This window comes from Mycolicibacterium xanthum (assembly GCF_019710635.1).
GTDB classification, from domain to species: Bacteria; Actinomycetota; Actinomycetes; order Mycobacteriales; family Mycobacteriaceae; genus Mycobacterium; species Mycobacterium xanthum.
The window spans coordinates 78,111-97,815 of sequence record NZ_JAIFZS010000050.1 but is presented as its reverse complement, the minus strand read 5'-3'; the positions used below and the strand labels follow the sequence as shown (position 1 = coordinate 97,815).

General features: G+C 69.6%; 19 protein-coding genes and 1 pseudogene. 6 read left to right on the top strand and 14 right to left on the bottom strand.

Annotation, left to right across the window (positions count from 1 at the left end; all coding sequences use genetic code 11):
- Nucleotides 1-149: 149 nt before the first annotated feature.
- Together ricR and JDV09_RS19560 are read right to left on the bottom strand one after the other, a co-directional pair.
- The gene (gene ricR, locus JDV09_RS19565) at nucleotides 150-488 is read right to left on the bottom strand and encodes a copper-sensing transcriptional repressor RicR (RefSeq protein WP_221370793.1); all 339 of its coding nucleotides are present in this window, start codon (nucleotides 486-488) and stop codon (nucleotides 150-152) included.
- Complete coding sequence (locus tag JDV09_RS19560; RefSeq protein WP_221370792.1) at nucleotides 485-1,108, bottom strand: DUF305 domain-containing protein; 624 nt, start codon at nucleotides 1,106-1,108, stop codon at nucleotides 485-487. Before JDV09_RS19560 ends, ricR begins: the two co-directional genes overlap by 4 nt.
- 78 nt (nucleotides 1,109-1,186) lie before the next feature.
- Here JDV09_RS19560 and ilvD point away from each other — a divergent pair, with 78 nt between their 5' ends.
- Nucleotides 1,187-2,902, top strand: a complete 1,716-nt coding sequence (gene ilvD, locus JDV09_RS19555) for a dihydroxy-acid dehydratase (protein WP_221370791.1) — start codon at nucleotides 1,187-1,189, stop codon at nucleotides 2,900-2,902.
- A 52-nt stretch (nucleotides 2,903-2,954) separates the two neighbouring features.
- On the opposite strand, the gene JDV09_RS19550 is transcribed toward ilvD, so the two are convergent.
- From JDV09_RS19550 to JDV09_RS19530, 5 genes are all read right to left on the bottom strand, one after another.
- On the bottom strand, nucleotides 2,955-3,617 hold the full coding sequence (locus JDV09_RS19550; RefSeq protein WP_221370790.1) for an O-methyltransferase: 663 nt from the start codon (nucleotides 3,615-3,617) through the stop codon (nucleotides 2,955-2,957).
- A gap of 64 nt (nucleotides 3,618-3,681) precedes the next feature.
- Nucleotides 3,682-4,173 (bottom strand): TIGR04338 family metallohydrolase, encoded by a 492-nt coding sequence (locus JDV09_RS19545; protein WP_221370789.1) that lies wholly within the window; start codon nucleotides 4,171-4,173, stop codon nucleotides 3,682-3,684.
- Nucleotides 4,170-4,922, bottom strand: coding sequence for a DUF2786 domain-containing protein (locus JDV09_RS19540; protein WP_221370803.1), 753 nt, complete (start codon nucleotides 4,920-4,922; stop codon nucleotides 4,170-4,172). The genes JDV09_RS19545 and JDV09_RS19540 overlap by 4 nt, the downstream gene beginning before the upstream one ends.
- A 118-nt stretch (nucleotides 4,923-5,040) precedes the next feature.
- Nucleotides 5,041-6,057 (bottom strand): hypothetical protein, encoded by a 1,017-nt coding sequence (locus tag JDV09_RS19535; protein WP_221370788.1) that lies wholly within the window; start codon nucleotides 6,055-6,057, stop codon nucleotides 5,041-5,043.
- The gene (locus tag JDV09_RS19530; protein ID WP_221370787.1) at nucleotides 6,054-6,905 is read right to left on the bottom strand and encodes an alpha/beta hydrolase; all 852 of its coding nucleotides are present in this window, start codon (nucleotides 6,903-6,905) and stop codon (nucleotides 6,054-6,056) included. Before JDV09_RS19530 ends, JDV09_RS19535 begins: the two co-directional genes overlap by 4 nt.
- A gap of 64 nt (nucleotides 6,906-6,969) precedes the next feature.
- Between JDV09_RS19530 and JDV09_RS19525 the strand changes: the two genes are divergently transcribed.
- Entirely contained in the window at nucleotides 6,970-7,992 is a 1,023-nt protein-coding gene (locus JDV09_RS19525; protein WP_221370802.1) for a sigma-70 family RNA polymerase sigma factor, read from the top strand.
- A gap of 7 nt (nucleotides 7,993-7,999) precedes the next feature.
- On the opposite strand, the gene JDV09_RS19520 is transcribed toward JDV09_RS19525, so the two are convergent.
- Entirely contained in the window at nucleotides 8,000-8,452 is a 453-nt protein-coding gene (locus tag JDV09_RS19520; RefSeq protein WP_308124176.1) for a MarR family winged helix-turn-helix transcriptional regulator, read from the bottom strand.
- A 97-nt stretch (nucleotides 8,453-8,549) separates the two neighbouring features.
- Between JDV09_RS19520 and JDV09_RS19515 the strand changes: the two genes are divergently transcribed.
- The 4 genes and pseudogenes from JDV09_RS19515 to JDV09_RS19500 all read left to right on the top strand — a co-directional run bounded on the left by JDV09_RS19515 (nucleotide 8,550) and on the right by JDV09_RS19500 (nucleotide 14,355).
- Nucleotides 8,550-9,317, top strand: a complete 768-nt coding sequence (locus JDV09_RS19515; protein WP_221370785.1) for a pirin family protein — start codon at nucleotides 8,550-8,552, stop codon at nucleotides 9,315-9,317.
- Entirely contained in the window at nucleotides 9,295-10,611 is a 1,317-nt protein-coding gene (locus JDV09_RS19510) for a PQQ-dependent sugar dehydrogenase (RefSeq protein WP_221370784.1), read from the top strand. The genes JDV09_RS19515 and JDV09_RS19510 overlap by 23 nt, the downstream gene beginning before the upstream one ends.
- Before the next feature lie 212 nt (nucleotides 10,612-10,823).
- On the top strand, nucleotides 10,824-11,912 hold the full coding sequence (locus JDV09_RS19505; RefSeq protein ID WP_221370783.1) for a phosphodiester glycosidase family protein: 1,089 nt from the start codon (nucleotides 10,824-10,826) through the stop codon (nucleotides 11,910-11,912).
- A pseudogene (locus JDV09_RS19500) lies at nucleotides 11,909-14,355 on the top strand (arylsulfatase). Before JDV09_RS19505 ends, JDV09_RS19500 begins: the two are co-directional and overlap by 4 nt.
- Before the next feature lie 7 nt (nucleotides 14,356-14,362).
- Here the strand turns inward: JDV09_RS19500 and JDV09_RS19495 are convergent.
- The 6 genes from JDV09_RS19495 to JDV09_RS19470 form a co-directional block, all read right to left on the bottom strand.
- On the bottom strand, nucleotides 14,363-15,127 hold the full coding sequence (locus JDV09_RS19495) for a fructosamine kinase family protein (RefSeq protein WP_308124175.1): 765 nt from the start codon (nucleotides 15,125-15,127) through the stop codon (nucleotides 14,363-14,365).
- A 112-nt stretch (nucleotides 15,128-15,239) separates the two neighbouring features.
- Entirely contained in the window at nucleotides 15,240-15,971 is a 732-nt protein-coding gene (locus JDV09_RS19490; protein ID WP_308124174.1) for a mammalian cell entry protein, read from the bottom strand.
- Nucleotides 15,938-16,510: an Rv1363c family protein gene (locus tag JDV09_RS19485; RefSeq protein ID WP_255605649.1), complete on the bottom strand. Its 573-nt coding sequence runs from the start codon at nucleotides 16,508-16,510 to the stop codon at nucleotides 15,938-15,940. Before JDV09_RS19485 ends, JDV09_RS19490 begins: the two co-directional genes overlap by 34 nt.
- Nucleotides 16,507-17,490 (bottom strand): RDD family protein, encoded by a 984-nt coding sequence (locus JDV09_RS19480; RefSeq protein ID WP_221370780.1) that lies wholly within the window; start codon nucleotides 17,488-17,490, stop codon nucleotides 16,507-16,509. The genes JDV09_RS19485 and JDV09_RS19480 overlap by 4 nt, the downstream gene beginning before the upstream one ends.
- The gene (locus JDV09_RS19475) at nucleotides 17,487-18,173 is read right to left on the bottom strand and encodes an Rv1363c family protein (RefSeq protein WP_221370779.1); all 687 of its coding nucleotides are present in this window, start codon (nucleotides 18,171-18,173) and stop codon (nucleotides 17,487-17,489) included. The genes JDV09_RS19480 and JDV09_RS19475 overlap by 4 nt, the downstream gene beginning before the upstream one ends.
- Nucleotides 18,143-19,705 (bottom strand): MCE family protein, encoded by a 1,563-nt coding sequence (locus JDV09_RS19470; RefSeq protein ID WP_221370778.1) that lies wholly within the window; start codon nucleotides 19,703-19,705, stop codon nucleotides 18,143-18,145. The genes JDV09_RS19475 and JDV09_RS19470 overlap by 31 nt, the downstream gene beginning before the upstream one ends.

The following is a 19,705-nucleotide window of genomic DNA, read 5'->3' as shown; positions in this document are numbered from 1 at the left end:
ACCAACGGCCACTGGAACGCCGAAGTCCGCAACGGCCGCCTGGCCTGGACCGACGACACCACCCCACCACGCATCAACCACGCCCACCACCCCGACGAACTCCTACACGGCGACCCCGACCCACCATGCTGACTGCGCGAGTGACCGACTCACGAACGCACGAGGCGGGCGATCGCCGCGCTCGCCTCGGCGAGCTTGGCGTCGGCCTCGGCGCCGCCGCTGGCGACGGCGTGGGTGACGCAGTGGTTGAGGTGTTCGTCGAGCAGCCCGAGCGCGACCGACTGCAGCGCGCTGTTGACGGCACTGATCTGGGTGAGGATGTCGATGCAGTACTTGTCCTCGTCGATCATCCGGGCGATCCCGCGGACCTGCCCCTCGATACGGCGCAGCCGCTTGGCGTAGTTCTCCTTGTGCGCCGAGTAGCCGTGTTCCCCGGCTGCGACGGGGCCTCCGGCGAGTGCCGTTGCGTCGTCTGGGTTCTCCGTCACGGCGTGCCGCCCTTCAGCATCTGCTTCATCTGCTCGATCTCGGCTTCCTGCGTGGCCACCATGGTCTGGGCCATCGAGATGGCGTCGACGTTCTCACCGTGCGCGATCTCGGCCTTGGCCATTTCGATCGCCCCCCGGTGGTGGGCGACCATCGAGTTCAGCCACAGTGTGTCGAAGTCCGGCCCGTTCAGCGACTCCAGCTTCGCCATCGTGGCGTCGTCGACCATGCCGTGCATCGCCGATCCGTGCCCGGAGTGGTCGCCGCCGGTGGCGGCGTCCGGGTTCTCGTTCCACTGCACCAGAAAGACGTTGAGGATGTTGATCTCGGGCTGCTGCGTGGCGGTGATCTGGTCGGCCAGCGCGATCACCCCCGGGTCGGTGGACCGCTCGGGCACCAGCGCGGACATCTCGATGGCCTGTTTGTGGTGCGGCACCATGTTGGTGGCGAACGCGACATCGTCGGCGTTGTAGCCGGCCGGCTCGCCGGTGATCACCGGCGTCTCGACCCCCGACGTACCGGTGTGCTCCGCGGATTCGGTTCCGCCGCCGCACCCGGCCAGCGCAACGGCGGCGGCCAGTGCGGCGAACGTGGCGGAAAGGCTTGCGATGCTCGAGCGCATGCCCCCAGCGTACAGGTACCCCATGGGGGTATCGATAGTGGTTTGGCCGGGTGAAACGCCGGGGGCATACTTGGGCGCATGCCCTCAGACTCAGCAAGCGGCTCATCGCCGGACATGAAGCCCCGCAGCCGCGATGTCACCGACGGACTCGAGAAGGCCGCCGCCCGCGGCATGCTGCGCGCGGTGGGCATGGGTGACGAGGACTTCGCGAAGCCGCAGATCGGGGTGGCGTCGTCGTGGAACGAGATCACCCCGTGCAACCTGTCACTGGACCGGCTGGCCAAGGCCGTGAAGGAGGGCGTGTTCGAGGCCGGCGGTTTCCCGATGGAGTTCGGCACCATCTCGGTGTCCGACGGCATCTCGATGGGCCACGAGGGCATGCACTTCTCGCTGGTGTCGCGCGAGATCATCGCCGACAGCGTGGAGACCGTCATGCAGGCCGAGCGGCTCGACGGTTCGGTCCTGCTGGCCGGCTGCGACAAGTCGCTGCCCGGGATGTTGATGGCCGCCGCCAGGCTCGACCTGGCCAGCGTGTTCCTCTACGCCGGTTCGATCCTGCCCGGCCGCGCCAAGCTGTCGGACGGCAGCGAGAAGGACGTGACGATCATCGACGCGTTCGAGGCGGTCGGCGCGTGCGCGCGGGGACTCATGCCCCGCGAGGACGTCGACGCCATCGAGCGCGCCATCTGCCCTGGCGAGGGCGCCTGCGGCGGCATGTACACCGCCAACACGATGGCCTCGGCCGCCGAGGCGCTGGGCATGTCGCTGCCCGGCAGCGCCGCTCCCCCGGCCACCGATCGCCGCCGCGACGGGTTCGCCCGCAAGAGCGGGATGGCCGTCGTCGACATGCTTCGCCGCGGCATCACCGCCCGCGACATCCTGACCAGGGAGGCGTTCGAGAACGCCATCGCGGTGGTGATGGCGTTCGGCGGCTCCACCAACGCCGTGCTGCACCTGCTCGCGATCGCCTACGAGGCCAACGTGAAGCTCACCCTGGAGGACTTCACCAGGATCGGCGCCAAGGTGCCACACCTGGCCGACGTCAAGCCGTTCGGCAAGCACGTGATGTTCGACGTCGATCACATCGGCGGCGTCCCTGTCGTGATGAAGGCGCTGCTGGACGCCGGACTGATGCACGGGGACGCATTGACCGTGACGGGGCAGACGATGGCCGAGAACCTGGCGCACATCGCGCCGCCGGATCCCGACGGCAAAGTGCTGCGCGCGTTGTCCAACCCCATCCACCCGACCGGCGGCATCACGATCCTGCACGGATCGCTGGCTCCCGAGGGTGCGGTGGTCAAGTCCGCGGGCTTCGACTCCGATGTCTTCGAAGGCACCGCAAGGGTTTTCGAGCGGGAACGGGCCGCGCTGGACGCCCTCGAGGACGGCACCATCACCGCTGGCGACGTCGTCGTCATCCGGTACGAGGGCCCCAAGGGTGGCCCCGGCATGCGCGAGATGCTGGCCATCACCGGTGCGATCAAGGGCGCCGGCCTGGGCAAGGACGTGCTGCTGATGACCGACGGCCGGTTCTCCGGCGGCACCACCGGTCTGTGCGTCGGCCACATCGCACCGGAGGCCGTCGACGGCGGACCGATCGCGTTGCTGCGCGACGGTGACCGGATCCGCCTCGACGTCGCCAACGGCACCCTGGACGTGTTGGTCGACGCCGACGAGTTCGATGCCCGCAAGACCGGTTTCGAGCCGTTGCCGCCGCGCTACACCACCGGCGTGCTGGCCAAGTACACCAAGCTGGTCGGCTCGGCGGCGGTCGGCGCGGTCTGCAACTAGCGCCGCCCCCTGCCCCGCCGGCGCGAGCACGGCCGTCGGCCGGCCCCCTGCCCTAGTCGACCAGGGCGATCGCGAAGCCGTCCCAGCCCTTGGTCCCGACCGTCTGGATCGCGGCGGCGTCCAGCCGCGGGTGTGCCGCCATCATGTCGAACATGGCGCGGATCGCCTGCGCCTGGGCGTCGTCGGGCGCGGGGTCGAGCACCCGGCCGTTGCGGGCGATGTTGTCGACGACGATCACCGTGCCCGGGCGCCCGAGCGTGACGGCCCACTCGACGTAGGAGACGTTGTTCTCCTTGTCGGCGTCGATGAAAACCAGGTCGAACACCTCACTGCGCTGCTGCAGCTGCGGAAGCGTCTGCAGTGCCGCACCGACGACCACCTCGACCCGGTCCGCCACGCCGGCCCGTTCGAGGTTGGCGCGGGCCACCTCGGCGTGTGCGGGTTCGTATTCCAGGCTGACGACCCCGCCGTCCGGCCCGACCGCACGGGCCAGCGCGATGGTGCTGTAGCCGGCCAGCGTCCCGATCTCCAGGACCCGGTGCGCACCCGCGATGCGCACCAACAACGACAGCAGCTTGGCGTGCTGCGCCGACACCTCGATCGGCGGCATGCCCGCCGCCTTACCGGTCTCCCGGGCGGCATGCAGCGCCTCGTCCTCGGTGTGCAGGACGCGGTTGAACAGATCGTCGAGCGAAGCCCAGTCCGGCACGGTCATCCTTGCGACGTTACCCCCGGCCCCCGACCGGCCGGCCGGCTCCGGGGCGGCCCACGAGGAACAACTAGCGCACCCCCTCCTTCGCGTAGACCACCCGCAGCACGTGTGCCACCTCCGGCCCCATCACCGTCGCGGCGAGCTCGCAGAACGTCGCGACGAAAACGGGACCGTGCGGGAGATCGGCCCCGGCGAGGTGGTGGGCGATCTCGTGCAGCGCCACCAGCTCGCGCAGCGCCCAGGCGGTGCCACCCTCCGGCACCGCGATGGTCGGCCCGTCCGCCCCGCACTCGTAGTGTGCGGCTGTGGTCCCCCGGCGGGGCCGCACCCGCAGCGGGGTTGCTGCGGGCCAGCGCCGCCGGACGGCGGGATGCGACAGCACGTCGTCAACGTAGCGCTGCACGCCGTCGACGGTCGCGAAACGCGCCTCCGGCGGCAGCGTGAGTGCCGTTCCGAAGAAGTCCACCACCGGGTTGCCCCGTTGGGCCGCCCGGTCGAACATGGTCCGCACGAATTCCTCTGCCGCATAGACCTTTGCGCGCTGGGTGTCGCGGGTCATCGCCCCAGTGGCGTGCGAGCCCCGGGCAGCTCGGGGTTGCCACCCAGCCTGGCCCGCCGGCCCGCCCGATCGCCGGCCTGCCGGGCGGCCGACGAGTACCCGGCGGTGGCGCTGGTCGCCCGCCACGTACCCCGGGCCCGCGAGGCCTGCCGATAGTAGTCCTTGAGCTCGAGATCCTTGTTGCGCAAGGCGATAGCGGTGCCCGGCACACTGGCCGGACCCGTGGTCGCCTCCTGCTGCGCCTGCCGGCGCGCGTCGGCCAGCCGCTGCCCGACGCGGGCTCCGAACGCCAGCTGGAAGTTGATCCGCGCCGTGATGGTCGGGGTGGGCCGGTGTGCGCCGGAGTTGATGTAGTCCGTCGATGCCCGCACCATCTGCAGCACCAGGCTGGTGTAGAGGGTGTGGCTGGCCTCGATGTCCTCGGTGAACCCGTAGGCGTAGACGAACGTCGAGTTCGAGGCGATGTCGCATTTGACGTCGTTGGCCGCCGCGATCACGACGAACAGTTGGACATAGGTGCGCAGCCCGCGGGTTCCGGCCTCACCGATGGTGACGGTGCGCTGGATCGGGGTCTGCGCCTTGCTGCGGTTGGCCCCGTGACTGCGGGCGACGGCCAGATCGATCGACGTCGCGGTCGCCAGCCGTTGCGCGGCGGCCATGAAGGCGTCGGCCTCGTGCTGGTTGTCGGTGCCCTCGGCCTGGCGCAGCAGCGCCGCGATCCGGGCCAGCATCTTCTCGTCGGTGCTCATATTCATGCTCGCGAGGCTAGGCAGCGGGTACGACGGTCCTTCGGCGCGTTCATGACGTGTTCACCGAGTTCAGTATCCCCTATCCCCACACCGGTTTTCATCCACAGGTGGCCTGGGGTCAGGAGTCGACCTTGTGCACGAACTGGTCGAGCGCACTCACCAGCTGTGGCGAGAGCGGATCCTGCTTGGCGTAGTTGGCGATGCTGTCGGTGGGGTCGTCGCGCAACACGTGGTTGACGCCTTCGAGCTTCACCTCCGTCAGATCGGTGTGCTTCAGCGCGTCGGCCAGTGGTTGCACCGAATCGCAGCGGGCCTGGTTGTCGGAGTCCGAACAGGTCAGCAGCACCGGGGTGCCGGCGGGGACGGCGGCCGCCAGCGCGAGCGGATCGATCTTGTCGGCCTCGATGACGGCCTTGACGTTGCCCGGGTTCACGATCGCGCCGAGCCCTTCGGGCAGCTTGTCGGGCACGGTCCCGTCGGTGCGCACCTGCTCGACGGCCGCCCGCCACGCCGCCACGGTCTCGGGGGATCCGTCGGCCTCGACCCGGGTGGTGATGATGTCGAGGTAGCGGCCGGGCAGCGGCTGGAACAGGCCCAGCGCGTGCACCTTCGGCGCGCCGGGCGAGGTGTCGCCGGCCAGCGTCACGGCATGGATGGTGCCCTCGCCCACCGCGTACACCGACAGCAGCTGCGGGTCGGTCTCGGGCCGCTGGGCCAGGAACCGCACCGCGGACTTCGCACCCGCCGTGTACACCGCGCTGACCACGTCGTCGGGGTTCTTCTCGAACGGTCCGAGTCCGGTCTGACCGGTGCCCACCTTGTCGTAGCGCAGGCTGGCGACCCCGCGGTCGGACAGCAGCTCGGCCAGTTGGCGCATGTTGCCGATGGGGCCGGCGACGAGGTTGTCGCCGTTGCGGTCGGTGTTCCCGCTCTCCGAGATCAGCAGCGCAGCGGGGCCGGGTCCGGCGTCGGAGCGGTGGCGATAGGTTCCGTGCAGGGTCAGGCCGTCGGCCTCGAACGTCACGTCCTCGTCGGTCCAGCCGGACTGCGCACCGTCGGTGTCGCCGTTGTCCGGGGAACACCCGGCCGCGAGCAGCACCGTCAGCGAAAGCAACAGTGCGACAAGACACCTCACAGCTTCGACTCGATCCACGCCGTGACGTCGTCGAGCACCAGCCCCTGCTCGGGTTCGTTGAACACCTCGTGAAACAGCTCCGGATACACCTTGAGGTGCACATCGTCGGAGCCCACGCACTCGACCAGTCGCCTGCTGCCCTGCACCGGGATCAGCCGGTCCGCCTCGCCGTGCACCACCAGCAGCGGAGCGGTGATGGCGGCCGCGCGCTGCGGCATCGACTCGCCCACACCGATCAGCGCGCGGGCGACGCCGGCGGGCAGCTTGCCGTGGTAGACCAGCGGGTCGTTCTCGTAGGCGGCGACCACCTCCGGGTCGCGTGACACCGCGTCGGCGGGCAGGTCCTCCACCGGCAGTCCGGGGGCGAGTCGGCCCAGCACCTTGGCCATCAGCATCAAGACCGGCGAGACCGCCTCCTGAGCGTCGACAGCCGGCCCGGACAGCACCATCGCGGCGTAGTCGTCGGGATGCTCCACCCCGTAGGTGAAGACGATGCCGCCGCCCATGCTGTGCCCCACCACGATGCGGGGCAGTTCCGGGTGCTCGGCGGTGGCGATGCCGACCAACTTGTGGAAGTCGGCGGTGTACTCGGAGATGTCGCGCAGGTACACCCGCTTGCCGCCGGATCGGCCGTGGCCGCGGTGGTCGAGCGCGTAGGTGATCAGCCCCGCCGCACCGAACCGGGCCGCCACGTGGTCGTAGCGGCGGGCGTGCTCGGCGTACCCGTGAGCGAGGATCACCACGCCGCGGGGCTGTGGACATTCCTGCGCGTCGGGGGTCCACACGTCATAGACGATCCGGACACCACCGACTCCGTCGAAACTGCGTTCGCTGTGGGTGACGGCCATTCCCGAGAGACTACGGGGCGGTGGCGCGGCACCCGAACCGCCCGCCGCCGAAACGCCATGGGACGTGTCGGTCGCGCTGCGTAAGCTGAATTCCGTGACCGTGTCCGCGCTTGACGACAGCGGTGCCGGGGATGCTTTTCTCGCCGACGCACAGCGGTACCGGCGGGAACTGCTGGCGCACTGCTACCGGATGACGGGTTCGCTGCATGACGCGGAGGACCTGGTCCAGGAAACCTATCTGCGGGCCTGGAAGTCGTTCGGCGGCTTCGAGGGCAAGTCGTCGGTGCGCACCTGGCTGTACCGGATCGCCACCAACACCTGCCTGACCGCGCTGGAGGGCCGAAAGCGCAGGCCGCTGCCGACCGGGCTGGGCGCCCCGGCCTCCGATCCCACCGGCGAGATCGCCGAGCACCACGAGATCTCCTGGCTGGAGCCGCTGCCGGACGCCCCGCGCGAGGACCCGTCGGATCCGTCGGTGATCGCCGAGTCCCGCGAGTCGGTGCGCCTGGCGTTCATCGCGGCGCTGCAGCATCTGCCGCCCCGCCAACGCGCGGTCCTGGTGCTGCGCGAGGTGCTGCAGTGGAAGGCCGCCGAGGTCGGGGAGGCGATCGGCGCCTCCCCCGCCGCCGTCAACAGCCTGCTGCAGCGGGCCCGGGCCCAGATCGACGAGGTGCAGCCCAGCCGCGACGACCAGCCGGTCCCGCCGGAGTCCCCCGAGGCGGCCGACCTGCTCGCGAAGTACATCGCGGCGTTCGAGAGCTACGACATCGACGCGCTGGCGGAGCTGTTCACCGCCGACGCGGTGTGGGAGATGCCGCCGTTCGACGGCTGGTATCGCGGACCCTCGGACATCATCACGCTGTCGAAGACACACTGCCCGGCGGACAAACCCGGCGACATGCGCTTCCTCACCACGACGGCCAACGGCCAACCCGCCGCGGCGCTGTACATGTTCAACCCCGAATCCGGCCGGCACGAGGCGTTCCAGCTGCACGTGGTCGACACCCGGAGCAGCGGCATCAGCCACGTGGTGGCGTTCATGGACACCACCCTGTTCACCCATTTCGGCCTGCCCGACACGGTCTGAGCACCCGTCAGTCGCCGCCGCCTCGGTCCAGCCGTTCGAGCGCGGTCTGCACCACGACACCGAACGCCCGCTGCTCGGCCACCGACAGTCCGTCGAACACGACGGCCCGGACCAGCTCGACGTGTCCCGGTGCGGCGGTCTGCAGCGCGGACAGGCCCGCGGCGGTGATCCCGACAACCGCCCCACGGCGGTCGTCCTCGTGCCCCTGCCGGTCGACCAGGCCACGATCCCGCATCCGGCGCAACTGGTGCGACAGCCTGCTCTGCTCCCACCCGATCAGCTGACCGAGCTCGTTGATCCGCAGCGGTCCGCGCTCGGAGAGCGCGACGAGCACGTCGTAGTCGGACAGCGAGAGCTCGCAGTCCTGCTGCAGCTGCCGGTTCAGCGCGGCGTGCAACCGGTCGGTCATCGCCAGGTAGTTACGCCAGATCCGCTGCTGCTCGTCGGTGAGCCATTCCACCCGCCCAGCGTATCGGCGGAATATATGACGTGTCATCCAGGTTGTCGGGGCAGTGCCGGCCACCTAGGCTGACAAGGACCTCCGAGGAGTGATCGCCATGACCAGCCCCCAGAGCATCGTCGACATCCGTCGCGCCGACGAACGCGCCCGGACCCGGATCGCCTGGCTCGATTCCAGGCACTCGTTCTCCTTCGGCGGCCACTACGATCCGGACAACACCCATCACGGTCTGCTGCTGGTCAACAACGACGACACCGTCAAGCCGGGCACGGGTTTTGACACCCACCCGCACCGCGACATGGAAATCGTCACCTGGGTGCTGCGCGGCTCGCTGGTGCACCAGGACTCCACCGGCCACTCCGGCGTCATCTATCCCGGCCTGGCGCAACGGATGTCGGCGGGCCGCGGAATCCTGCACTCCGAGAGGAACGACTCGTGGACGCTGAGCGGCGAGCAATCTCATAGTGATCCCGTGCATTTCGTTCAGATGTGGGTGGTGCCAGACGAGTCCGGGATCACGCCGGGTTATCAGCAACTCGAGATCGACGACGAGCTGTTGCGCGGCAACCTGGTGACGATCGCGTCCGGCATGCCCGAGCACCGCGACCAGGCCGCGATCACCATTCGCAACCGCTACGCGGCGTTGCACGGTGCCCGTCTGCAGCCCGGGCAGAGCATCGAGCTGCCCGAGGCGCCCTACCTGCACCTGTTCGTGCCGAGGGGAGCGGTGACGCTCGAGGGGGCCGGCGCGCTACACGAGGGTGACGCGGTGCGCTTCACCGCGTCGGGCGGTCAGCGGGTCACCGCCGCCGAGCCGGCCGAGATCCTGGTCTGGGAGATGCATGCCGGTCTTGCTGCGGCGTAAGCGAACCGGTGCGATGCTGCTGGGAGCGGCGCTGATCGCCGGCTGCGCTGCGGAGCCTCCGGCAGCGCCCGTCCGCACCGCCCCGGCCGCACCGGCACCGTCGCCGGCCGCCCCGGATCCGTCGAACTTCGTCACGGTGGGGGTGCCACCCGATCTCGCCGCGGCACCGTTCGACGAGCCGCGGCAGGCCGTCGTGCCGGCGGGGTGGACGCTGTCGGTCTGGGCGCGCACCCCGCACCCGCGACTGGCGGCCTGGGCCCCGGACGGCAGGCTGCTGGTGTCGGTCCCGCGCGACGGCCGGGTGCTGCGTCTCTCACCCGCGCCGGACGGCGGCGCGCCCGAACAATCGGTGCTGCTCGACGGTCTCGACCAACCGCACGGATTGGCGTTCGCCGGGTCGAAACTCTATGTGGCCGAGAGCGATCAGATCGACGCATACGACTACGCCGACGGCAGCGCGACCAACCACCGCACCGTTGCGACCGGGCTGCCCGACGCCCGCAGCCCCGAACTGCGCGGTGCCTACTCCCACGCGCTCAAGAGCGTGGCGGTGGGCGCCGACGGCGCTGTCTACTTCTCCATCGGCTCGACGGGCAACATCACCGCAGCGGACCGCGTCGCCGACCCGCCGCGGGCGACGATCATGCGGGTTCCGCCCGGCGGCGGGCCCGCCGAGGTGTTCGCCACCGGGGTGCGCAACGGCACCGGCCTGGCCGTCGCGCCCGACGGCGCGCTGTGGACAGCGGTGAACGGCCGCGACAACGTCGCCTTTCCCGAACCCGGCCCGTCGTACGGACAGGTCATCCCCGACTACGTCGACGACCATCCACCCGAGCAGGTGGCCCGGTTGACGCCGGGACGCGAATTGGGCTGGCCGTACTGCAACTCCGACGGCGGGCCGACCGACCTGCCGTTCGTCCGAGATGTGCAGACCAACCCCGACGGCACCGAGATGGACTGTGCCGCACTGCCTCCGGTCGAGCAGAGCATGGGCGCGCACTCCGCGCCGCTCGGCCTGAGTTTCGTCGACGGCGCACTACCGGCGCCCTACGCCCACGGCGCGCTGGTGGGCGTGCACGGATCCTGGAACCGGCAGCCGCCACGGGCACCCGAGGTGTCGTTCTACCCTTGGCGCGGCGGCGATCTGGGCGATCAGCAGACCCTGATCGGTGGATTCCAGGCCGAGGACGGCTCCCGGTGGGGCCGGCCCGTCGCCGCCGTGGTCGGACCGGACGGCGCGGTCTACGTCACCGATGACGCCGCCGATGCGATATACCGGCTGGCGCCGGGGTAGCCGGCCCACGGCACGGGTTTCGGCACGGCCTCGCGCTCCGACCGGTGACCATCCGTGACCGGGCCGATGCGGGCGAACATCAGCAAACGGCACAGCGACCCGGTCGAGATCGCGAAGTGATACGAATGTGACGAAAGTTGACAGTGTGTCTGCTGGGATTACTGTTGACTTGCCCGCCGTCAACCGTCGCCCCACCCGGAGAGGAGCCACCGGTGTGGACCTTCCCCGCAAACGTCCGGCGCCTTGCACCGGGCGTGCGGGCGCTGGCAAGTGCCCTCGTGTGCACGGTGGCTGCAACCGCCGCAGCCCCGGTCGCAGCGGCCGCCGGCGCCCGCGAACTGCTCGCGGGGGCGATCGCCAACACCCGCGGTTCCTACCTCGTCTACAACTTCGGCGGCGGATTCCCGGCACCGATGCTCGACGCGGCGGGCAACTGGTACGAGCTGAACAACGGCGGGCGCCTGATGATCATCAAGGGCGCGTCGCAGCGGCTGGCGCCCCGACTGCTCGCCGACTCGCACACCGGTTATCAGGCCCGCTGCGAACGTGATCCGCGCGCGCGAACCGGGGAGGGGCTGTGGCAGGCCTCGGAGACCTACCCCCCGATCCAGGCCTGGCAGGCACTCGGTGCGCCGACCATCGCGATCAATGCCAACTTCTTCGACGTCCGCGGCCAGCAGGGTGGATCGTGGAAGACGACCGGGTGCAGTTCGCCGCTGGGGGCCTACGTCGACAACACCCGTGGGCTGGGCCGCACCAACGCCGCGGTGACGGGCACGCTGGCCTACGCAGGCAAGCAGGGGCTCTCCGGCGGTGACGAGAACTGGATCGCGCTGTCCACGATGGTCCTGCCGGTCGCGGGAGCGCCGTTCGTCGTCGCACCGAAGAGCGACGACGACTACGACGCCGCCTCACCGGTGGTCACCGGTCTGATCGACAAGGGCACCCGGTTCGTCGCCGTCGCCGGACTGCCGCTGCTGGCCCCCGGAGACACCGGCCAACTGCACGACCCCGGCCCGAGCGCCGCGCGCACCGCCCTGGCCTACGTCCGCGACCGCGACGAGATGTACGTTTTCCAGGGCGGCAGCTACACGCCCGACCAGATCCAGGATCTGTTCCGCGGCCTGGGCAGTGACACCGCGGTGCTGCTGGACGGCGGCGGGTCCTCGGCGATCGTGCTGCGCCGCGACACCGGCGGCATGTGGGCGGGCGCGGGATCGCCGCGCGGGTCCTGCGACACCATGGCCGTGCTGTGCGACTCCCGCGAGCGCGCCCTGCCGGCCTGGCTCGCCTTCAATTGAGCCGCAACCCCTTCCGCCGCCGGGCCGGAATCGCCTACGGTGGATTTGACCGGATCGTTGCGGCATGCCCGGATTGGTCGAGCGACGTCGCTTCCCGCTTGCGTCGCAGGAGGAAGAACGAATGAACGAGGACTTTCACGGCAAGATCGAACTCGACGTCCGGGACTCCACCTCGGACTGGACCCCCTACGAACTCAAGCGGGCCCCGCAGGGTGCCCCCAACGTGCTGGTGGTGTTGTACGACGACACCGGGCTGGCGGCCTGGTCGCCGTACGGCGGGCGCATCGAGATGCCGGTCATGCAACGGCTGGCCGACAACGGCCTGACCTACACGCAGTGGCACACCACCGCGTTGTGCTCACCGACCCGGTCCTGCTTCCTGACCGGGCGCAACCATCACGTCAACCGCTGCTCGGCGATCACCGAGGCCTCCAACGGATTCCCGGGTGCTGCCGCCCGGCTGCCGGCCGAGTGCGCGACGATCGGGCAGGTGCTGCAGGACAACGGCTACAGCACCTTCTGGATCGGCAAGAACCACAACGTGCCCGAGGAGGATGTCGCCAGCGGCGGAAGCCGATCGGAGTGGCCGTTGCAGAAGGGCTTCGACCGGTTCTACGGGTTCCTCGGCGGCGAGACCAACAACTGGTATCCCGATCTCGTCGAGGACAACAGGTTCATCGAGCAGCCGTACAGCCCCGAGGACGGCTATCACCTGTCCAAGGACCTGGCCGACCAGGCGCTGCGGATGCTGAGCGACCAGCAGGCCACCAACCCGTCCAAGCCCTGGTACCTCTGGTTCTGCCCGGGTGCGAACCATGCGCCGCACCATTCCCCGACCGAGTACGCCGAAAAGTACAAGGGCATGTTCGACGACGGCTACGAGGCCTACCGGGAATGGGTGCTGGCCCGGATGATCGAGAAGGGTGTGCTGCCCGAGGGTACCGAGCTGACCCCGCTCAATCCGCTACCCGATGACGTTGCCATGGAGGCGGATTCGGTCCGGCCGTGGGACAGCCTCAACGACGACGAGAAGCGGCTGTTCGCGCGGATGGCCGAGGTGTACGCCGGGTTCTCCGAGTACACCGACGCCCAGGTCGGTCGCATCGTCGACTATCTCGAGCAGACCGGCCAGCTGGACAACACGATCGTCTTCTACTGCGCCGACAACGGCGCGTCGGGCGAGGGCTCGCCGAACGGCTCGGTCAATGAGAACAAGTTCTTCAACGGCTACCCCGACGAGCTGGCGGAGAACATGCAGTACCTCGAGACCCTCGGCAGCCCGGACACCTACAACCACTACCCCACCGGATGGGCGGTCGCGTTCTCCACCCCGTTCCAGATGTTCAAGCGGTACTCGCAGTTCTCCGGCGGAACCTGCGATCCGATGGTCATCCACTGGCCCGCGGGCATCAAGGCCAGGGGTGAGGTCCGCCAGCAGTACCACCACGCCACCGATGTGGTCGCGACGATCCTCGACGTCATCGGCCTGGACATGCCCGGCACCTACCGCGGCGTCGAACAGCACCCGCTCAACGGGGTGTCGATGCGGTACAGCTTCGACGATTCCGCCGCTCCCACCACCAAGAAGCGGCAGTACTACACGATGCTCGGCACCCGGGGAATCTGGGAGGACGGCTGGAAGGCCGCCGCGCTGCACGCCCCGCTGTCCGGCGCCGGCCACTTCGACCGGGACGTCTGGGAGCTCTACCACGTCGACGAAGACCGCGCCGAGGCGCACAACCTCGCCGACCAGCACCCCGAGAAACTGCAGGCGCTGATCAAAACCTGGTTCACCGAGGCCGACGAGAACTTCGTACTGCCCCTCGACGACCGCTCGGCCACCGAACTGCTCACCACCGAGCGCCCCCAGGCGGAGCCGCCACGCGACCGCTACGTGTACTACCCGGACACCGCACCCATACCCGAAGGGGTGGCGGTGAACATCCGCGGCCGCTCCTACAAGCTCCTCGCCGACGTCGAACTCACCGCGGACGCCGAGGGGGTGATCTTCGCGCACGGCTCGCGCTTCGGCGGCCACGCGCTGTTCATCAAGGACCGCAAACTGCACTACGTGTACAACTTCCTCGGCATCAAACCCGAGCAGGAGTTCGTCTCCGAGGAGCTGACCCCCGGCAAGCACACGCTGGGAATGGAGTTCGTGCGCGAAAGCGCGGGCGACTACGGCGAATCGCTCGGCACCACCACGCTGTTCGTCGACGACAAGGTGGCCGCCAAGGGCCCGATGCGGGCGCAGGTGGGCAAGTTCACGCTGTCCGGCGACGGTCTCTGCGTCGGCTACGACAGCGGCGACAACGTGTCGGCGCACTACCAGAACCCCGGCACGTTCACCGGCGGCACCGTCTACGGCGTCGGGATCGACGTCAGCGAGGAGTCCTACCTCGACATGGAGAAGGAGGCGGCCGCGGCGCTGTCCCGGGACTGACCCCGGTTCAGCCGCCCAGTGCGGCGACCGCCACCACATGCGTCTGGGCGGCATAGCCGCTGCCGAAGAGCACCACGTGGGCCAGCAGCGGGAACAACTGGTGAAGGCCGATCCGGTCACGCCAGCCGGGCCGCAGCGCCCGGCGACTCTGGTAGCCGTCCAGCACCGCGTCCAGGTGCGGGCAGCCGAACAATGCCAGCATCGCCAGGTCGGTTTCGCGGTGGCCGCCGTGCGCGGCCGGGTCGATCAGCACGACCCCGTCCGGAGTCCACATCACGTTGCCGCTCCACAGGTCGCCGTGCAACCGGCTGGGCGCGTCGGCATCGTCGAAATCGCCTGCAGCACAACACTCGATGACGGCTTCGACGGCGCCACGGGTGGCCGCACCCAGCCGGGCCGCGGCCCGCTCGGCCATCGGCGCGAGGCGGTGCGCCGCATAGAACCGCCCCCAGGACGGCTCGGTGCCGAACGCCATCGGCAACGGTTGATCCAGCGGGCCGAAGAAGCCCGGCCCGCGCCACCCCGGCGGCGCGGCCCCGAACCCGTCGGCGCCGGCGTCGTGGGTGATCGCCAGTCGCCGGCCGAACTCGCGTGCGGCCGAGTGGGTGGGAGCCGTGGTCGTCAGCCGCTGCAGAGTCAGCGAGTGCTCGTCCACAGCGATCACCCGGGCGCACGCGACCCCGCCGGTGGCCGTCGAAAGCCACTGCAGCCCAGCGGCTTCACATGCGAAGAACCCGGCAGGCGCCCGCGCGTTGCGCTTCACGAACTCCACACGGCCGCCCTTCCGCCGAAATGGCATTCCAGCAGCGAAAGTTCGGAAGAATCACTGCTGGAATGCCATTTCGGCGCGACACGGACCGGCAGGGCCATGGGCACAGCGGACGTTACAGCTGGGGTGTCAGGTCGAAGGACGTGATCGTCGACATCCTGGTCACCAGCCAGGTCGCGCCTTCGCGTTCCAGCGTCAACCGGTAGGACAGGTAGCGCAACGACGGGATGTTCTTGGTGACCGGGCTGGTGGCCACGGAGTTGGTGTAGACGATCGCAGTCGCCTCCGTGGGGGTATCCGGCGGCGACACGCTCTCCACCGCGGCGCCCATCACCTGGGTGGTGTTGGTGACCTGGGCCTGCTTGTTGGGCTCGACGATGGCATCGATGTAGCGGCGGTACTCCTCGGCGAAATCGCCTGCGAGAAAACGTGATGCGCGGTCGGCGAGGGTGTTCATGTCGTCGGGCGTGTAGGTCCACAGTGTGGTGATGGCATCGGTGGCCCTGGTGGCGATCGCCAACTTGGTCTGCACCATGGCCCGCTCGGACAGGTAGGGCTGTGCCATCGCACCGGCGAAGGCCGCGGCGCCGACGAACAGCACCGACGCCGCGGCGGCGGCGCCGATCAGGCGCTTGCCCGCGGGCCGGTGCGCGACCAGGACGACCTCGTCCGGCTGTTCGTCCCCGTCGGATTCGGTGGACTCCTGCTGCGGGACAGCCGATCCGGTGGACCTCCCCGCCTTGCCGACAGGCGTCTTCCTGGCCCCCGGAGGTGTCTCGGCCTCGGGGGCGGTGTCTCCGTCGGACCCGGCGGTCAGATCACCTGGATCAGGTTGCTGATCTTCCACTGCTGTCCTTCCTTGATCGTCGTGGCGATCCACCGGCTGCCGCTCTGCACCGTCGATTTCCCGTCCGGTGAGGTCGTGGTCACCTTGGTCGCGATGAGCACGTCGGCGCTGCCGTCGTCGTTGCGGCGCTGTACGCCCGCTTCGGTCACCTCCCCGGTCGTCGGCTCGGCCTGTGCGACCTGGATCAGGATCTCGTTCTTCTTCTCGGAGAACATCTTGGCGAAATCCCCGGTGCCCTGGGCCAGGATGCGGTCGGCGTAGTCGTTGGCGTGGAACGGGTCCAGCGTGGTGTACATCGTCATGAACTCACCCGCGTAGCTCAGCGCGGCGGCGTCGAAGAGCGCTTCGCGCCGATCGGTCTCGTGCCGGACGAGCATCAGCGAGCCCGCCGTGATCGCCGCGGCCACCAGCAGCGCGCACAGTGCGGCGACCACCGGGAGCCCCCAACGCCGCGGTGGCCTGGTCTTCCTCGTGAAGAAGCCGGATCCCACGACGTTCTCGGCATCGTGGTCGGCAACCCAGTTGCGTCGCGGGCTCATCGGCCGTCCCGGCCCATCAGCGGCTTCTTGAGCACGGTCAGGTTCGCCACCCGCCACTGCCCGTCTGCGGACCTGTCGAACTCCACCCGCACCGTCGCGGTGATGAACTTCAGGTCCTCGGGATTGGTGCCGCGCTGGCCCTGCATCGCCATCAGCATCGCCGCGTGATCGGTGGTGACCGGCGGGTCGGTCAGCAGCGCGCTGGCCACCGCCCAGTACTCGTTGCCGGTGGCACCGGCCTGCTGGACCGCCTGCTGCTGGGCGATCAGTTGGGGCCGGTAGGCATCGGTCGTCAGCGACTGCGCCCTGGCGAAGTCCTCCGGCAGCGAGTCGGCACCGTAGCTCAGCATCTGCTCGACGATCCGCGGGCCCTGTTCTCTGATCTGCGCGCCGGCCCGGTCCACGGCGAGTTGGGGGCGGTACACGACGGCATAACCCAGCCCGACGGTGGCCACGCACGCCACCGCCGTGGCCACCAGCACCCACCCCACCGTGCGGTGCATGTCGCGGCGCGGCCGGACCACCCGGCGGACCTCGGTGCGCGCCAACAGGTCGGCGAACGTGCGTCCGCGCCGATCCCACAGTGGCCAGAGCCAGCCGACGAACAGCGCGGCGGTATCGAGCAGGTGCGCACACTCCCGTGCGGTCAGCCGCACCACACCGACCGGTTCACCCGCGCGGCGGTACACCCTGATCCCCACCAGCGCGCGCCCCAGCGTCCACCCGGTGGCGTGCGGCAGCACCAGCCGGTTGAGCGCCGTCGCGAACAGCACAACCAGGGCGATTCCGCCGAACAGGTACCGCTGCCAGCCGTCGGCGGGGGCGGCGAGCGCACACAGCGCGGCCGTGGCGATCACTGCGAGCCCGGGACCCAGGTCGACGGCGAGCGCGGTGGCCCTGGCCGGCCAGGACGCCGGCCGGTCCTCGGGCGTGGGGTCGTCGGCCGGGGTCGCCGGGGTGGTGTCCAGAACGGTCGTCACGACGTGACCTGGTCCAATCCGGCGATCCGGTACTGCCCGTCGTCGTAGGCCATCCGGGCCCGCAGCCGGTAACCGACCTGCTGATCGGCGGCCTCGGAGTTCGAAATCCTGACCCGGACCGCGACCAGCACGTTGATCGACCCGTCCTCGTTGTGCCGTTCGACGGCGGCCCGCAGCTCGTCGACGGCGACCGTCGCGTTGGCCGCCTGATAGGCCTCGGCCAGCACGCTTCCGTACAGCCCGGCCTGCACCCCGAACTCGCCGGTCGAGCATTCCAGGATCTTCGACTGTGCGGCCGTCATCGTGGCGGTGTCCGGTGCCTGGGTGGCCACCACGCACTCCTTGGCGGCCTGCAGCGCCGCCTCCTCGGAACGCGCGGTGGCCGCGCCCTGCTCGTTGGCCCGCAGCGCGAAATAGCCGCCGGCGATGCCCGCGCCGGCCAGCAGGACCAGCACCGCGCAGATGCTCGCGACCCAGCCCCTGCCGAGCCGCGCGGGTCGGCGGGTGTCGGAGGGCGCGTCGGTGTCCTCGGGCGTCTCGGTGGCCTCAGACGCGTCGGCGACTTCGGTTTCCGCCGACGCGTCGGCGGCGGTTTCCCCTGAAGTGTCGACGGTTCCCGGGTCTCGGGGGTCCTCCCCGCCGGTGGTGGGGTTCAGCCGGCTGGTGCCAGCATCTCCTTCCATCCATCGTCTCCTGGGTTAGTCGAGTTCCTCACGTTGTACCGGACGCCGTCCGGGCCCACCACCTCGCCGCTACTCGGGCTGTAGGCCGCGGTGCTGCCCGGCGGTCCCTGCGCGGGAGTGTAGATGCACGGGTTGGGCTGCTGTCCGCTGCAACTGACGGTACCCGAGCGCGGAGCGGTCAACGGATCGCTGGTCGGCGCCGTGTGTTCGGGAGGTGGGAGCTGATCGGCGGGCAGTGGATTCTGGCCGTTGTTGATCGACGGGGCCGGGATGACCTGTCCGGGCGCCACCCGCTGGTCGCACCGGGCCCCCGGCGCGGGACAGGACAGGATCTGGTTCGGGTCGCCGTACCAGGGGTTGGTGCCCAGCGGCACGTACGGCTCGTCGCTGCGGCATTCGTTCGGCGTCGCGGCCCGCTTACCGGGCACGGTGGCGCACGGATAGTTACGCGCACCGCGCACGCTGTTGGCCTGGTAGTCCTTCGGGATCTTGCAGTACAGGCCCGACGGCAGCGGCGCCGTGGTGGTGTCCGCCGGCGAGCGCCATTCGGAGGCGGGCAGGAACCCGGTCAGGCACGGCGGCGGCTGGTTGACGGACAGGCCGAAGTGCAGCAGGCCGCCATCCTCGAAGATGGAGCCCTGCTGCAGTAGTGCGGCGCCCTGCGGGTAGATCACCAGGGTCTGCTCGAGCCCCTTGTTGTAGGTCTTGAGCATGTCGATCACGACGGCCAGGTTCGCCAACGTCTGTGGCAGTGCCTCCCGGACGTCGCCGAAGACCGCGGTGACCTGGTCGAGTGTCGGAGCGGCCTGCTGCAGGCCGCTGCGCAGCGCGGTGTCCTGCTCCGCCGTCTGCGACGCGATCGCGTTGAGATTGCGCGCCCACTGTTCGATCGCGCCTCCGGAGTCGACCTGGCTCTGCAGGATCGGCGCCGAGTTGGCGATGATGTCGTTGACCTGAGGCAGGTTGTCCCGGAAGCCCTCGGCGAGGTTGGTCGTCGACTCGACCAGGCGCTGCAACGACGGCCCGAGGCCGCCCACCGCCTGCGATGTCTCGGTCAGCAGCGAGTCGATCTTCTCCTTCGGCAGCACCGCCAGTCCGTCGTTCGCCGCATCCAGCGCCGGACCGACCTCGGATGGCACGGTGCTCTTGGTGATGGTCTGGCCCGGCTGCAGGTACTGGCCACCCTCGCCGGCCGGCACCAGGTCCAGGTACTGCTCACCGATCGCCGACACCGAGTGCACGTTGGCGGTGGTGTCCACCGGGATCTTGACGTCGTTGTCGATGCTCATCGTCACCCGGGCACCCGTTTCGGTGGGTTCCACCGCGGTGACCTTGCCGATCTCGGATCCGCGGTAGGTGACGTTGCCCGTCTCGTACAGCCCACCCGAACGGGGCAACTCGGCGTACAACGTGTACTCACCGACCCCGACGAGGGCGGGCAGGCGCAGGTAGTACAGGCCGAGCACCCCCAGCGCGATGACCGTCAGGATGGAGAACAACACCAGCTGGATCCTGATGAACCGGGTCAGCAT

What these genes read in the sequence shown, in the direction of transcription:
- JDV09_RS19560 (WP_221370792.1), bottom strand. Translation starts at nt 1,108, where the DNA reads ATGCGCTCGAGCATCGCAAGCCTTTCCGCCACGTTCGCCGCACTGGCC.
- ilvD (WP_221370791.1), top strand. Translation starts at nt 1,187, where the DNA reads ATGCCCTCAGACTCAGCAAGCGGCTCATCGCCGGACATGAAGCCCCGC.
- JDV09_RS19550 (WP_221370790.1), bottom strand. Translation starts at nt 3,617, where the DNA reads ATGACCGTGCCGGACTGGGCTTCGCTCGACGATCTGTTCAACCGCGTC.
- JDV09_RS19545 (WP_221370789.1), bottom strand. Translation starts at nt 4,173, where the DNA reads ATGACCCGCGACACCCAGCGCGCAAAGGTCTATGCGGCAGAGGAATTC.
- JDV09_RS19540 (WP_221370803.1), bottom strand. Translation starts at nt 4,922, where the DNA reads ATGAGCACCGACGAGAAGATGCTGGCCCGGATCGCGGCGCTGCTGCGC.
- JDV09_RS19530 (WP_221370787.1), bottom strand. Translation starts at nt 6,905, where the DNA reads ATGGCCGTCACCCACAGCGAACGCAGTTTCGACGGAGTCGGTGGTGTC.
- JDV09_RS19515 (WP_221370785.1), top strand. Translation starts at nt 8,550, where the DNA reads ATGACCAGCCCCCAGAGCATCGTCGACATCCGTCGCGCCGACGAACGC.
- JDV09_RS19510 (WP_221370784.1), top strand. Translation starts at nt 9,295, where the DNA reads ATGCCGGTCTTGCTGCGGCGTAAGCGAACCGGTGCGATGCTGCTGGGA.
- JDV09_RS19485 (WP_255605649.1), bottom strand. Translation starts at nt 16,510, where the DNA reads ATGAGCCCGCGACGCAACTGGGTTGCCGACCACGATGCCGAGAACGTC.
- JDV09_RS19475 (WP_221370779.1), bottom strand. Translation starts at nt 18,173, where the DNA reads ATGGAAGGAGATGCTGGCACCAGCCGGCTGAACCCCACCACCGGCGGG.
- JDV09_RS19470 (WP_221370778.1), bottom strand. Translation starts at nt 19,705, where the DNA reads ATGCTGACCCGGTTCATCAGGATCCAGCTGGTGTTGTTCTCCATCCTG.